This window comes from Christiangramia lutea (assembly GCF_022489035.1).
In the GTDB taxonomy this organism is placed as follows: domain Bacteria; phylum Bacteroidota; class Bacteroidia; order Flavobacteriales; family Flavobacteriaceae; genus Christiangramia; species Christiangramia lutea.
In genome coordinates this window covers 400,400-414,175 of the sequence record NZ_JAKVTV010000001.1, presented here as the reverse complement: position 1 = coordinate 414,175, position 13,776 = coordinate 400,400, and the positions used below count along the sequence as shown (strand labels likewise).

The 13,776-nt window shown below is 39.1% G+C and carries 13 protein-coding genes; 6 read left to right on the top strand and 7 right to left on the bottom strand.

The annotated features are described in order from the left end of the window. The first annotated feature begins 58 nt into the window (after positions 1–58). From tig to clpX, 3 genes are all read left to right on the top strand, one after another. Positions 59–1,381, top strand: a complete 1,323-nt coding sequence (gene tig, locus ML462_RS01875) for a trigger factor (RefSeq protein WP_240712031.1) — start codon at positions 59–61, stop codon at positions 1,379–1,381. A gap of 111 nt (positions 1,382–1,492) precedes the next feature. After that, on the top strand, positions 1,493–2,170 hold the full coding sequence (locus tag ML462_RS01870; RefSeq protein WP_279324116.1) for a ClpP family protease: 678 nt from the start codon (positions 1,493–1,495) through the stop codon (positions 2,168–2,170). 45 nt (positions 2,171–2,215) lie between these two features. Beyond that, a complete protein-coding gene (gene clpX / locus ML462_RS01865; protein WP_240712030.1) occupies positions 2,216–3,448 on the top strand; it encodes an ATP-dependent Clp protease ATP-binding subunit ClpX in 1,233 nt (410 codons plus the stop codon). A gap of 67 nt (positions 3,449–3,515) precedes the next feature. Here the strand turns inward: clpX and ML462_RS01860 are convergent, their stop codons facing one another. The 6 genes from ML462_RS01860 to ML462_RS01835 are packed head-to-tail and all read right to left on the bottom strand — an operon-like array spanning position 3,516 to position 7,251. Continuing rightward, positions 3,516–4,088: a pentapeptide repeat-containing protein gene (locus ML462_RS01860; RefSeq protein WP_240712029.1), complete on the bottom strand. Its 573-nt coding sequence runs from the start codon at positions 4,086–4,088 to the stop codon at positions 3,516–3,518. Between the two features lie 30 nt (positions 4,089–4,118). Further along, entirely contained in the window at positions 4,119–4,940 is an 822-nt protein-coding gene (locus ML462_RS01855; protein ID WP_240712907.1) for a TPM domain-containing protein, read from the bottom strand. Then, positions 4,900–5,343, bottom strand: coding sequence for a TPM domain-containing protein (locus ML462_RS01850; protein WP_240712028.1), 444 nt, complete (start codon positions 5,341–5,343; stop codon positions 4,900–4,902). The genes ML462_RS01855 and ML462_RS01850 overlap by 41 nt, the downstream gene beginning before the upstream one ends. A gap of 3 nt (positions 5,344–5,346) precedes the next feature. Beyond that, positions 5,347–5,943 carry a LemA family protein gene (locus tag ML462_RS01845; RefSeq protein ID WP_240712027.1) on the bottom strand — a complete coding sequence of 199 codons (597 nt, stop codon included), beginning with the start codon at positions 5,941–5,943 and terminating at the stop codon, positions 5,347–5,349. Position 5,944: 1 nt separating this feature from the next. Beyond that, on the bottom strand, positions 5,945–6,274 hold the full coding sequence (locus tag ML462_RS01840; RefSeq protein ID WP_240712026.1) for a MerR family transcriptional regulator: 330 nt from the start codon (positions 6,272–6,274) through the stop codon (positions 5,945–5,947). After that, a complete protein-coding gene (locus ML462_RS01835) occupies positions 6,274–7,251 on the bottom strand; it encodes a M23 family metallopeptidase (protein ID WP_240712025.1) in 978 nt (325 codons plus the stop codon). The genes ML462_RS01840 and ML462_RS01835 overlap by 1 nt, the downstream gene beginning before the upstream one ends. Positions 7,252–7,382: 131 nt before the next feature. On the opposite strand from ML462_RS01835, the gene alaS reads away from it, so the two are divergent. The 3 genes from alaS to ML462_RS01820 all read left to right on the top strand — a co-directional run bounded on the left by alaS (position 7,383) and on the right by ML462_RS01820 (position 11,925). Next, positions 7,383–9,998, top strand: a complete 2,616-nt coding sequence (alaS, locus tag ML462_RS01830; protein ID WP_240712024.1) for an alanine--tRNA ligase — start codon at positions 7,383–7,385, stop codon at positions 9,996–9,998. Between the two features lie 46 nt (positions 9,999–10,044). Then, entirely contained in the window at positions 10,045–10,995 is a 951-nt protein-coding gene (locus ML462_RS01825) for a GSCFA domain-containing protein (protein ID WP_240712023.1), read from the top strand. A gap of 315 nt (positions 10,996–11,310) precedes the next feature. After that, positions 11,311–11,925 carry a DUF4230 domain-containing protein gene (locus ML462_RS01820; protein ID WP_240712022.1) on the top strand — a complete coding sequence of 205 codons (615 nt, stop codon included), beginning with the start codon at positions 11,311–11,313 and terminating at the stop codon, positions 11,923–11,925. On the opposite strand, the gene ML462_RS01815 is transcribed toward ML462_RS01820, so the two are convergent. Next, entirely contained in the window at positions 11,922–13,679 is a 1,758-nt protein-coding gene (locus tag ML462_RS01815; protein WP_240712021.1) for an aromatic amino acid hydroxylase, read from the bottom strand. The genes ML462_RS01820 and ML462_RS01815 overlap by 4 nt on opposite strands. Between the last annotated feature and the right edge of the window lie 97 nt (positions 13,680–13,776).

Here is a 13,776-nt window from a genome sequence, read left to right as displayed (position 1 = left end):
CTTTGCAGACTTTAAGAAAAAACGTAATTTTGCACTCCAATTTTTATAACAGATCAAAATGAATATTACCAGAGAGAATATTGATGAATTAAACGCGGTAGTGAAAGTTGATATCGCTAAAGAAGATTATGCCGGTAAAGTAGATAAAATTTTAAAAGATTACCGTAAGAATGCCAATATTCCCGGTTTCAGAAAAGGTCACGTGCCTATGGGGATGGTTAAGAAACAATACGGCCAGGCTGTATTGGTAGATGAGGTGAATAAATTGCTTCAGGAAAGCCTTAACAAATATCTTACAGAAGAGAAACTGGATGTTCTAGGAAATCCTCTTCCTAAAGAGCAAGAGAATTTTGACTGGGAAAAAGATAACTATAGCTTCGAATTCGAATTAGGACTGGCTCCTGAATTTGATGTAGATCTTGATCTTAAAAAACCTGTTACAAAATACAATATCGTTGCCGATGAGAAAATGGTGAACGATCAGATTGAAAGTATCCAGAAGCAATACGGAAAGCTGAAAACCAAAGATGTGGTTGAAGAAGGAGATACTGTAGCTGGTACTTTTAAAAATGAAGAAGAGGGTATCGAGAAAGAGACCACTATTGAGTTAGAGAATATCAAAGGAAAACGTAACCTGAATAAATTTGTTGGTGCAAAAGTGGGTGATACCATTTCTTTGAAAACAAAGAGTCTTTTCGAAGATGATCACGCTTTGATCAATCATTTAGGAATTGAGCATGATAAAGCTCATGATCTTGATATTGAAGTTGAGTTCACTATTTCTGAGATTAATGAAAGAGAACTTGCAGATCTTGACCAGGAATTGTTTGATAAACTATTCGGAAAGGATAACGTAAAAACAGTTACTGAGCTTAAAGAAAAGATCAAGGAAGATGCGGCGAAGCAATTCGAGCAGCAAAGCGACCAGCAATTGATGAACGATATCACTGAAGCGCTTATTGAAACTACAGATTTTGAACTTCCTAAGGAGTTTCTTCAGAAGTGGATCCAGACAGTTGGTGAAAAACCTTTATCTGAAGAAGAAGCTGCTGAAGAGTATGAAAAGAGCGAAAAAGGACTTCGTTATCAGTTAATCGAAGGCAAGGTTGTAAATGATAATAACCTTAATGTAGACTTTAACGATCTTAAGGCTTTTGCTTCAGAAAAGATCAAGCAGCAAATGGCACAATTTGGCCAAATGGATCCTTCTCAAAAGGAACTTGATGACATCGCTGCAAGAATTCTTTCAAACCAGGACGAAGTAAAAAGACTTTCAGAGCAGTTAATGAACGAGAAACTTCTTGAGTTCTACAAAGAAAAAATGAAGTTTGACGAAAAAGAAGTGACTTACGAAGAATTTGTGAAAGCGATTTATAAGTAAGCCTTTTTTACGATATATTACCTATCTTTAAGGCGTTATCTCAATCGAGTAACGCCTTTTTTGGTTTTGACCGGAATTTTAATTAAGATTAGAAAACAACGAAAAAAATTGATGGATTACGGAAAAGAATTTCAAAAGTATGCTGTTTCAGATCATAACATAAACAGCAACTATTATAATAAGATTATTAGTAGTATGATGCCGCAGGGCATGACCCCGAATATCATTGAAGAACGCCAGATGAATGCTGTGGCAATGGATGTATTTTCAAGATTGATGATGGACAGGATCATCTTTTTGGGTACAGGGATCAATGAGCAGGTTGCGAATATTGTGCAGGCTCAGCTTTTATTCCTGGAAAGTACAGATGCTTCAAAAGATATACAGATTTATATCAATTCTCCGGGTGGAAGTGTTTATGCCGGTCTTGGTATTTATGACACCATGCAGTTCATAAAGCCAGATGTGGCTACGATCTGTACTGGGATGGCAGCTTCTATGGGGGCAGTACTATTATGTGCAGGACAGGCCGGAAAAAGAAGTGGTCTTCCGCATTGTAGAGTAATGATTCACCAGCCAATGGGTGGTGCACAGGGACAGGCCAGTGATATAGAGATCACTGCCAGAGAGATCATTACCTTAAAGGAGGAACTTTATAAGATCATTGCGAAACATTCAGGCCAGACTTACGACAAAGTACATGAAGACAGTGATCGTGATTACTGGATGAAGGCTGAAAAAGCTAAGGAGTATGGTATGATCGATGAAGTATTGAAAAGAGAAGATTAAATAGTAATTAACTACCCGAAATAGTAATTACCGAAAATTTAAAGAATGGCGAAAGAAGATTTAGAATGTTCCTTTTGTGGTAGGAAAAAACCTGAGACCAATTTATTGATCGCTGGTTTAGATGCTCATATATGTGACCGTTGTATCGAACAGGCACACGGGATCGTAGTAGAGGAGTCTAAGCAGGGAGAAGCCAGAGAGCTTTCTTCAGACCTTATGTTGAGCAAACCCAAATCGATCAAATCATTTTTGGATGAATATATTATTGGTCAGGAAGAGACTAAAAAGGTGATGTCTGTGGCAGTATATAATCACTATAAGAGATTATTGCAGCCAGAAAGTGATGATGATGTAGAGATCCAGAAAAGTAATATCGTAATGGTGGGGGAGACCGGGACAGGGAAAACCCTGATGGCCAGAACGATCGCAAAAATGCTGAATGTGCCACTAGCTATCGTTGATGCAACGGTTTTAACCGAAGCAGGCTATGTTGGTGAGGACGTCGAAGGAATACTAACCAGGTTACTTCAGGCAGCCGATTATAATACTGAGAAAGCTCAAAGAGGGATCGTATTTATTGATGAGATCGACAAGATCGCCAGAAAGAGCGATAATCCTTCAATCACTCGAGATGTGTCTGGTGAAGGTGTTCAGCAGGCATTATTGAAGTTACTGGAGGGAACTACAGTAAACGTTCCGCCAAAAGGAGGCCGAAAGCACCCAGACCAGAAGTTTATCGAGGTAAATACCGAGAATATCCTTTTCATTGCTGGTGGAGCTTTTGATGGTATAGAAAGGATCATTAGTAAAAGGCTGAATATGCAGGCGGTTGGATTTAGCGCTTCAAAGAGTGAAGATGCTATAGAGCGCACCAATCTTCTGAAATATATCATTCCGAAGGATCTAAAGGAATTTGGATTGATCCCAGAAATTATTGGTCGACTTCCGGCTCTAACGTTTATGAATCCGTTGGATAGAAAAACTCTTAGAGCAATTCTTACAGAACCTAAGAACGCGATCATAAAACAGTATAAAAAGCTGTTTGAAATGGATGATATCGAATTCGATATTACCGATGATGCGCTTGACTATATTGTTGATAAAGCGGTAGAGTATAAACTGGGAGCGCGTGGACTTAGATCTCTGTGTGAGGCTATTTTGACCGATGCTATGTTCGAACTTCCAGAAAGCGAAGAAGGTTATTTTACGGTAACCCGCGAATATGCAGATGATAAACTGAACAAATCTACAATGAGTAAATTGAAAGCGGTTTCTTAAACTATTTCAATTTATACGTAATAAAAAACGCCATCTTTTCGATGGCGTTTTTCTTTTTATAATGGCCTCAATCTATTCTCAGTTTGTATTTATATAATAAACCGGTGACTTCAGGTATGGAAAATCTTGCTCCGCTAATTTTATTGTTTTCAGGATCTATATTATAATGTTTGGCATCCTTTAAATTAGCCTTCTCGAGGTTTGTCTTTTCAAAAATTGAATCCTGAAAATCGCAGCCACTAAGATCTGAGTTGCTGAGGTCACAAGCGCTCAGATCTGTATTTCTGAACCTTGAATTAACAATTCTTGTCCCGCTGAGATTGATATTGTAGAAAATAGAATGATCGAAAACAGAATCTTCAGCGGAAATGGAAAAACCAAAGCACTCACAGTGATCAAAATTAAGACCTATCAATTTACAGTTTGAGAAATGACAATCCTGTAAAGCCGTTTTTTGCAATTTAGAATTGCTTAAGTCACATTCGTCAAAGTCACACTCGGTAAACCTTGAACCGCTAAGATCACAACCTGAAAAATTACAATTAATAAAACTGCAATTCTCATAGTCGGCAGTTTCAAATTCATCTTTTGAAAAATCTCGGTTATTAAATTGCTCGTCAGCAAAGAACTGTTCGTACATTACGGTAAGAATAAAATTCGAATTAAGGGGCTACCAGCTTCCTCCGGCACCTCCACCGCCAAAGCCTCCGCCGCCGAAGCCTCCTCCAAAGCCTCCACCGCCACCAAAGCCTCCTCCGGAACTTCCGCCGCCAAAACTCCCGCGCCCAAGTGAGCTTAAGATAATCGCGTCCCATAGCACACTTCTGCCAGATCTTCTTCCGCCATTTCTTCCTCCACCGCGCTTATTGAACATCGATATTAGAATAACCAAGAAAATAAAAAAGATGATGATCCCTTTTAAGGGTATTCCTTGTACCGGTTGCCCTCCACCAGGCGCTCCCTCAAAAGTTCCGTTTAAGACCTGGAAGATCGCATTGGTGCCTTTATCCAGACCGGCATAAATATTACCGCTCCTGAATTCCGGAAGAATGATCAATTCTATTATTTCTTTGGTCTTGGCATCGGTAAGGTATTCTTCCAGCCCATAACCTGTAGTGATCCAGATCTTACGCTCTTTCTGTGCCACAAGGACTAATAGGCCGTTGTCTTTATCACTTTGCCCAATTCCCCACTCGTGTGCCCAGTGAGCCGCATAAGTACCTTCGTATTCGCCTTCAAGAGAGGGAATGATGACCAACACTATCTGGGTAGAAGTGGTGTCTGCATAATTGATAAGTTTTTGTTCCAGCCTGGTCTCATCTGAAGATGAAAGCATATCTGCCTCATCATAAACGCTTGTTTGTTCTGAAGGTCTTGGTGGGATATCGCGCTGAGCTAATGCGGTGAATCCCGTTAAAAGTATCAGTAATAGTATAAATCGTTTGATAAGCTTAGGCTTTTGAAATTTGATCTGATAATTGATTAGGATCATCTTCATCCCATGGAAAATACTTCTGTAATTGTTCACCGGCCTTAAGGATCCCTTCCACAAGTCCATCCTTAAAATGCCCTTTTTTGAAATGGGATACAATCAGGTCTTTCGTGCTTTCCCAGAAATCATCGGCGACAACATCATTAATCCCTTTATCTCCATAGATAACGAAATTATGATCTTCTACAGCCACATAGATAAGCACACCATTTTCATCCTTGGTGTTATCCATCTTGAGGGCATGAAAAACATGCATGGCCCTTTCAAAAATATCTTCTTCACCTGTACTTGGCTCCAAATGAACCCTGATTTCACCACTGGTAGTCCTTTCGGCTTGTCGAATAGCTTCAACTACCTCTTCCTCTTCTTTCTTGCTTAGGAAAGCTTCACTTTTTCTACTCATATTTTAAAAGTCGAATTCTACTTCAGGGGCATTTTCAGCTCCAGCATCTGCCTGGAAGCGTTCCATTCTTTCAAAACCGAAAAGGCCGGCAAAAAGGTTATTCGGAAAGACTCTTATATAAGTGTTATAGTCTGTTACTGCTTCATTGAAGCGGTCTCTTGCGACATTTATTCGGTTTTCAGTCCCTTCCAGTTGAGATTGTAACTGAAGAAAGTTCTGGTTAGCTTTCAAATCTGGATATCGTTCTACCGTAACCAATAAACGGGATAGGGCAGAAGTTACTCCCTGTTGTGCTTCCTGGTATTGCTGAATTTGAGATGCACTTAAATTATCTGCATCTACAGTTACAGAAGTAGCTTTGGCTCTTGCCTCTATTACTTCGGTTAAGGTCCCTCTTTCGAAATCTGCCGCACCTTCAACGGTTTTAACAAGATTTCCAATAAGGTCGTTTCTTCGCTGATAGGAACTTTCAACATTAGACCAGGCTAACTTAGCATTTTCTTCCTTCGCTACGGCCGTGTTATTAAATCCTGCAGTGAATCTCCAGATCACGATGATACCAATAACGATAATAATTAACGGGATGAGCCACTTTTTCATGTTATAACTGATTTTTTAGGTTGATTAATTCTGCTTTTACACTCTCAAGTTTTCGAATGATCTCGAAATTGCTGAGGGTTTTATGTCTTTCTTCTTTAAGATGGGTTTTTGCTCCTTCCAGGGTAAAACCTCTTTCTTTTACCAGGTGAAAGATGAGTTCCAGATTCTTTATATCCTCCGGGGTAAATTTCCTGTTTCCTTTCGCGTTCTTTTTGGGTTTGATTACATCAAACTCCTTTTCCCAGAACCTAATCAGGGAGGTATTTACCTTAAATGCTTCGGCGACTTCGCCAATACCATAATAGCGTTTTTCTGGAAGATCTATATGCATTAATCCAGCGATTGATTTTCACGTTGGGCTTTTTCCAGTACTTCACCAAACTCTTCTGGTGATAGATTGCCGTAATAGAAATTAATAGGGTTTATCCTTTTTTCATCTTTAAAGATCTCGTAATGCAGGTGAGGTGCTTCAGAGCGTCCTGTACTTCCCACAAAACCAATAACATCTCCTCGTTTTACTCTTTGTCCTCTTCTAACATTATACTTATAAAGATGAGCATATAAGCTGGTATATCCGTATCCGTGATCTATCCTAATATGATTTCCATAACCTGTAGATCTGCTGTCTGCTCTTACAACACGTCCATCTCCCGTGGCGTATACCGGTGTTCCCCGAGGTGCGGTAAAGTCCATCCCGTAATGGAATTTCCTAACTTTCGTAAATGGGTCGGTTCTCCAGCCGTATCCTGAGGCGATCCTGCTAAGGTCTTCATTGTTTACTGGTTGTATCGCAGGAATTGCTGAAAGCAATTCACCTTTCTCCTTGGCTAGTTCAGCGATCTCGTCTAAAGATTTGGACTGTACTACCAGACGCTTGGTGAGGACATCCATTCTTTTGGAAGTTTCCTTAATAAGTTTGCTGTTATCAAATCCCTCAAGGGTCTGGTAACGGTTTATTCCGCCAAAACCAGCTGTTCTTTGTTCTTCAGGAATTGGATTGGCTTCAAAATAAAGTCGGTAGATATTATTATCCCGGTCTTCGATATTGGCCATTACATCTTCTATCTGGTCCATCTTTTTGTTAAGAAGACCATATTGAAGTTTCATGTTCTGTAATTCACGTTTTAGCGCTTTTTCTTTTGGAGTTTCTATCTGTGGGATGTTCAGGTATACAATAAGAAGTATAAAACCGGCTAAAAATGAACCGGTGATACTAAGCAGGACAATGCCTAAACGCCTGCCTTTCTTATGCTCGATCTTCTTGTAGGAAAGGGTCTCGCTATCGTAATAATATTTAACCTTCGACATGAGTTAAATTTATGCTATTTTTGCGTCCAGAAACGGCTTGAATACTGTATAAATTTATACGGTAAACGAACAAATATATGAATTGTTTTGCCGTCTTCATAATTTAATGAATTTTGCAAGAAAATAACTGAATGAAGTCACAGGATATCCGCAAACAATTTCTAGAATTTTTCAAATCGAAATCACACAGCATTGTACCATCTGCGCCAATGGTGATTAAAGATGATCCTACACTTATGTTTACTAATGCGGGGATGAACCAGTTTAAGGAGTTTTTCCTCGGAAATTCGGTTCCTAAAAGCAACCGGGTGACTGATACTCAAAAGTGTCTTCGAGTAAGCGGAAAGCATAATGACCTGGAAGAAGTTGGGCATGATACTTATCACCATACCATGTTCGAGATGCTTGGTAACTGGAGTTTTGGGGATTATTTTAAAGAAGAAGCCATCAACTGGGCCTGGGAATTACTTACCGGAGTTTATAAAATAGATCCAGATAACCTTTACGTTTCAGTATTTGAAGGTAGTGAAGACAGGGATAAACTGGGGCTTGATACTGAAGCCCTGCAATTATGGAAAAAGATAGTTCCTGAGGAAAGAATTATTTACGGAAACAAGAAAGATAATTTCTGGGAAATGGGAGACCAGGGACCTTGCGGACCATGTTCAGAGATCCACATAGATATCAGGTCTGAAGAGGAGAAGGCCAAAGTGCCGGGAAGAGACCTGGTTAATATGGACCATCCCCAGGTTGTGGAGATCTGGAACCTCGTTTTTATGCAATACAACCGTAAGGCTAATGGTGAACTGGAAGAATTGCCTGCAAAGCATATAGATACGGGAATGGGATTTGAACGCCTTTGCATGGTTCTTCAGAATAAAAAATCGAATTACGATACCGATGTTTTTACCCCATTAATAGCTGAAATTGAAAAAATTACAGGGCAGGCGTACGGAAGATCTGAAGATTCCAATGTGGCTATGCGTGTGATCGCAGACCATGTTAGGGCTGTGGCATTCTCTATTGCCGATGGTCAGTTGCCAAGTAATACCGGTGCGGGATATGTTATAAGAAGGATTTTAAGGAGAGCTATTAGGTATGGATTTACCTTTCTGAATACCAAAGAACCTTTTATTTATAAGCTTGTTGCTCTCCTAAGCAAACAGATGGGAGCGACTTTCCAGGAATTGAAGTCTCAGCAAAGCCTGATGGAGAACGTGATCAGGGAAGAAGAGGCATCCTTTTTAAGAACTCTGGATCAGGGATTGGTATTACTGGAAAATCTTATGAAAGCCTCTGAAGACAGGAAGATTTCAGGAGATAAAGCATTTGAATTGTATGACACCTTTGGCTTTCCAATAGATCTTACAGCATTAATCCTTAGGGAAAAAGGCTTTACACTTGATGAAAAAGGTTTCGAAGCTGAATTGAAAAAGCAAAAGGATCGTTCTCGTGCGGCTACACAGGTTACCGCTGGAGACTGGAATGAAATAAATCAGGTAGAAGCAGACGCATTTGTTGGATATGATCAACTGGAGGCCGAGGTGAAGATCGCGAAATTCAGAAAAGTTGAGTCAAAGAAAAAAGGTGAAATGTTCCAGGTGGTACTCAATAAAACTCCGTTTTATCCCGAAGGAGGAGGCCAGGTAGGCGACAGGGGCATTATTATGTCTTCAGATGGAGAAGTAATAGATATAATAGATACAAGAAAAGAGAACAATTTAATTGTTCATTTCACTAAGGAATTGCCTAAAAATACCGCGTCAGATTTTAAAGCTATTGTAAATAAAACGGAGAGGGCTAAAACCGCATCTAACCACACAGCAACTCATCTCTTGCATCAGGCGCTAAGAGAGATTCTTGGAAATCATGTTGAACAGAAAGGGTCTATGGTTCAAAGTGGTTACCTGAGATTCGATTTTTCACATTTCAGTAAAGTGACTTCGGAAGAACTCGAGAAGGTTGAGAAATTCGTAAACGCACGTATCCGTGAACAAATAGGTTTGGAAGAGCAAAGAAATATTTCTTTCCAGGAGGCTTTAGATCAGGGTGCTATCGCGTTGTTTGGTGAAAAATATGGAGATTCTGTAAGGGCTATTCGTTTTGGTGAGTCTATGGAGCTTTGTGGTGGAACCCATGTTCCTAATACCGCAGATATCTGGTACTTCAAGATTACAGGTGAATCTGCGGTGGCTTCAGGAATTAGAAGGATCGAGGCGATCACTGGAGAAGCTGCCATGCATTACTTTGAAAACCAAACAGAAATTCTTGATGAGATCAAGAGCGGATTGAAGAATTCGAAAGATCCTGTTAAGGCTATCAATACACTTCAGGAGGAAAATGCAGCTTTAAAGAAACAGGTCGAAGGTCTATTAAAAGATAAGGCTAAAAATCTTAAATCTGAATTTAGGCAGGAGATCAAAAATATAAATGGTGTTAATTACCTGGCGAAGAAAGTAGATCTTGATGCTGCTGGGATTAAAGATCTTTCTTTTCAGTTAGGAGAAGAACTGGATGATCTTTTTCTATTGTTTGGAACCGAGCAAAATGGAAAGGCACTACTCTCATGTTTTATTTCTAAAGAACTAGTTCAGCAAAGAGACCTAAATGCAGGACAGATTGTTCGCGAACTAGGTAAATTTATCCAGGGTGGTGGCGGAGGCCAGCCGTTCTTTGCAACTGCAGGTGGTAAGAAACCTGAAGGATTGAATGAAGCATTACAAAAAGGAGAGAGTTTTATAAAATAAGCTGAAAAGTCCCGGTTTTTTGACTGGGATTTTTTAATTTAAGGAAATGGATTTCAGGACCAAAGTGCCCATTCAGGATGGTGCTCATAAACTAGAGCACGCAGGCGGAGTATTTTTAATTGGCTCCTGCTTTGTGGAGAATATCGGAGCGAAGCTAGAGTGGTTCAAATTTAAGAATCTACAAAATCCAACCGGGATCATATTTCACCCATCACCTATACGAAGGTTTTTTCAAAGACTTTCCAATGAAGAAAAATTCAGGGAAGAGGATGTCTTTGAGTTCAACGGAGGCTGGCAATCCCTGGAAGCACATTCAGATATGCGTAGGGACAATCATGAAGAATGTCTTTCAGATCTAAACTCAGCTCTGAAACAAAGCAGAGAGTATATTCAAAATACTTCTCATGTTATCATAAGTCTGGGAACTGCCTGGGGCTATGTGTATGAAGGAAAGGATAATATTGCGGCCAACTGTCATAAGGTTCCGCAGAAAAAATTTACTAAAGAGCTGTCATCTATTACCGAGATTATAAACGATCTTGAAGTTATAGACCATTCTGTTTCTCAATTGAACAAAAATGCCTCGATCATATTCACAATTTCACCTGTGAGACACCTAAAAGATGGATTTACCGAAAATCAGCTTAGTAAGTCACACCTCATCGCGGCACTACATCAATTTATAGAAAGCTCAAGATCTTCATATTATTTTCCCTCCTATGAAATTATGATGGATGAACTACGGGATTATAGGTTTTATGCTGGAGATATGTTGCATCCAAGTAAATTGGCCGTAGATTATATCTGGGAATTATTTTCAAACAACTGGTTGTCAAAAAGTTCGATATCTCTCAATTCTGAGATTGATAAAATTCAAAGGTCGCTAGCCCACTCTCCACGCGCAGAAAATTCGACAAAGCATAGGAAATTTCTTACAAATTTACAAGGTAAAATCGAAGAAATTCAAAAAAAACACCCTGAAATAACATTTTCTTAGCCCACGTCCTTATTGAGATTGTTAAAAAATTAATATATAAGAAACTTAAAATTCATCTTATATATTAAAATATTCTTATTTTTACAAAGCAGATTCGAAATAAATAGTCCTTGGTTATCGAGATTTAATTCTCTTATAATCAAATATTTATGGATGATTTGTTTTCTAAAATTTGTTGGGGTAGATTTTAGAGTTTACTAAAGGACGGGTGGGGCCGTCCTTTAGTTTTTTAACACTTTCTTTATAGTTTTCATAACTGATTTAATCTTTCTCTCTTTTGATTTTTTCCTAATTTCCCTTTTCTAATCAACATTTATGAAGAATATTGTAATCGCTATTTTAATGGTAGCTGTAGTGATCTTCGGGTTTATGTACTATGAAGATCGTAATGAAGAGAAGATTCAACTTGAGGAAAACACGGCTTTAATCCAGGAGCAAATAAGAAATGTAGGAAAGCTTGTGGTTACGGAAGGGACATTCTCTCAGGTTTTTACCTATAAAAATTCCAAAAGTTTCTATTTTGATATTCTTTCTGCCCGAAAAAAGGCACTAATAGTGGTGAACGCAGACGTAAGTGTTGCCTATGATCTCAGCAAGTTGGAGATAGAAATAGATGAGGATGATAAACGAGTTGTGATAAAGGAAATACCCAAGGAGGAGATAAATATTAATCCTAATATCAAATATTATGATGTTACCCAGGATTATCTTAATCAATTTGAGGCTGAGGATTACAACAAGATTAAAGAGAGAATTGAAAAGGGTTTAAAGGATAAAATTGAAAAATCTACCTTGAAATCAAATGCCAAAAATCGATTGGTAAGTGAATTGCAAAAGATCTATATTTTAACCAATAGTATGGGATGGACCCTGGAATACCAGAATAATCCTATTACCACCTCCGATGGTCTCGAAAGGATTAAACTTTAGGGAGTAACCATATTGGTCTCGGCCATTTCAATCCCATCGTCGATAAGATGGGCAACTTCAGGTCGTTGCTTTTTAATTTCCTGAAGGCGAAGCTTAACTTCTTCAGCCAGTTTCTGATCTGATTCCATGGCCAGTTCATAGACCTCTACCGATAATAACCAGTCTTTTGGATGATGTTTCCTAACAATGTCGAAAGAAGCATTCAGAGAAAATTTTGTGTTTTCACCGTTTCTTATATTTCTAACAGACTCATATAACGATTCCAGCTCTTCTCTTTCCGGAGTCTTTTTACTTTTAATGGTAGTGGTGGAAGGAGTATGAGTGATCAGGTCAAAAGATTCATGATCTGCAGGTCCTGCAAATGCTGAAATAATTTCTTTTCCAACGGCCATATCATACCTGCCCCATTCAGGTTTGAATAAGATTTCCTCATTGTATGTGACCGTGCAATTATTTAAACTTATTAGAATAACCTTTCCCTGCAGGTTTCTTGTACCGGTTATAATTTCACCTTCAACCTTTATTCCCCCATCAAATTCCAGGCTAATCTTTTCTCCCTCGTAAATATCATAAGCCCTGAGGTCTCTAGGGCTCATATCTTCGATAGCCAGATTTATCCCTTTCAGGCTTCCAATGGGAGAACCAAATCCTTCGGGATGCGTGGAAATACCATGGCCCACCAGCTCCTTTTCCCTGTGAGAAAGCGCTGTCTTTCCTTCAGTTTGAATATAGATAGGCTTGCCTTCATGTTCTATCACCCTTGAAAAATTACCTGAGATCTGTATACCTGTACTGAATTCAACAGTTCCAAGATTCCTGGAATCTATTAGCTTCTGAATTCCTTCCAGTCCGCCTTTTCTTAAGGCCATTTTATTGGCAAATTCTTCCAGAACAAGACTTAAATGAGCAAAATCTGGAGTCACAAATAACTGCGGCTGAGGTTTTGTAATGTCAAATTCCTGTTTGGCAGCTTCAATAGTGTAAGGTATTTTCTTTACAGCATCGGTCATACAGGATTTACTTTCACCAATGGAAGATAGCAGCCCCGCACCGTAGATCTTAGGATTTTCGGGAGTGCCTATTAAACCATATTCCACGGTCCACCAGTGTAAATTTCTTATTTGGGCCATTTCGCTTGGTTTCACCTCTGCCTTCTGGAGTTCATCAACTCTTTTTTCAACCTTTTCGATCTGTTCCTGCGGAGTATCTTCAGCTTCTTTCAAAATTGAAAGTTCACGGATAGCCTCATATACTTCATAGTCATGAGAACTGGAAATCGCTTTACAACCGATTTCTCCAAAACGTCTAAGGTATTCAGCATATTCGGGATTAGCGATAATGGGGGCATGGCCTGCACCTTCATGAATAATGTCTGGAGCCGGAGTATATTCAATATGTTCCAATTGCCTAATATCACTGGCAATAACCAGGACGTTGTAAGCCTGAAATTCCATAAATGCCGCGGGAGGTATAAAACCATCAACGGCAACTGCCGCCCAGCCAATTTCTTCAAGTATACGGTTCATTCCGTACATGTTAGGAATGCAATCTATTGAAATTCCGGTTTTCTTCAATCCTTCCAGGTAAGAATCATGTGCTACCTGGCTAAGATAATCAACGTTTTTCCTCATAACATATCGCCATACTGCCTGGTTTACAGGACTGTAATCATCATAATTCTGAGGTTTTATATATTGCTGAAGATGGGCAGGAAGCCTGTCCAGAATCTCGTTGGATTGGATGTTATCTAACATGGTGGTAATTAACTAAAACGTTTGCGTTAAAAGTACAAAATTCGGAAGAGAAAGGGAAAGATATTCCTTAACGACCTGGTATAAAAAAGCCTCTATA

What these genes read in the sequence shown, in the direction of transcription:
- tig (WP_240712031.1), top strand. Translation starts at nt 59, where the DNA reads ATGAATATTACCAGAGAGAATATTGATGAATTAAACGCGGTAGTGAAA.
- ML462_RS01870 (WP_279324116.1), top strand. Translation starts at nt 1,493, where the DNA reads ATGGATTACGGAAAAGAATTTCAAAAGTATGCTGTTTCAGATCATAAC.
- clpX (WP_240712030.1), top strand. Translation starts at nt 2,216, where the DNA reads ATGGCGAAAGAAGATTTAGAATGTTCCTTTTGTGGTAGGAAAAAACCT.
- ML462_RS01860 (WP_240712029.1), bottom strand. Translation starts at nt 4,088, where the DNA reads ATGTACGAACAGTTCTTTGCTGACGAGCAATTTAATAACCGAGATTTT.
- ML462_RS01855 (WP_240712907.1), bottom strand. Translation starts at nt 4,940, where the DNA reads ATGATCCTAATCAATTATCAGATCAAATTTCAAAAGCCTAAGCTTATC.
- ML462_RS01850 (WP_240712028.1), bottom strand. Translation starts at nt 5,343, where the DNA reads ATGAGTAGAAAAAGTGAAGCTTTCCTAAGCAAGAAAGAAGAGGAAGAG.
- ML462_RS01845 (WP_240712027.1), bottom strand. Translation starts at nt 5,943, where the DNA reads ATGAAAAAGTGGCTCATCCCGTTAATTATTATCGTTATTGGTATCATC.
- ML462_RS01840 (WP_240712026.1), bottom strand. Translation starts at nt 6,274, where the DNA reads ATGCATATAGATCTTCCAGAAAAACGCTATTATGGTATTGGCGAAGTC.
- ML462_RS01835 (WP_240712025.1), bottom strand. Translation starts at nt 7,251, where the DNA reads ATGTCGAAGGTTAAATATTATTACGATAGCGAGACCCTTTCCTACAAG.
- alaS (WP_240712024.1), top strand. Translation starts at nt 7,383, where the DNA reads ATGAAGTCACAGGATATCCGCAAACAATTTCTAGAATTTTTCAAATCG.
- ML462_RS01825 (WP_240712023.1), top strand. Translation starts at nt 10,045, where the DNA reads ATGGATTTCAGGACCAAAGTGCCCATTCAGGATGGTGCTCATAAACTA.
- ML462_RS01820 (WP_240712022.1), top strand. Translation starts at nt 11,311, where the DNA reads ATGAAGAATATTGTAATCGCTATTTTAATGGTAGCTGTAGTGATCTTC.
- ML462_RS01815 (WP_240712021.1), bottom strand. Translation starts at nt 13,679, where the DNA reads ATGTTAGATAACATCCAATCCAACGAGATTCTGGACAGGCTTCCTGCC.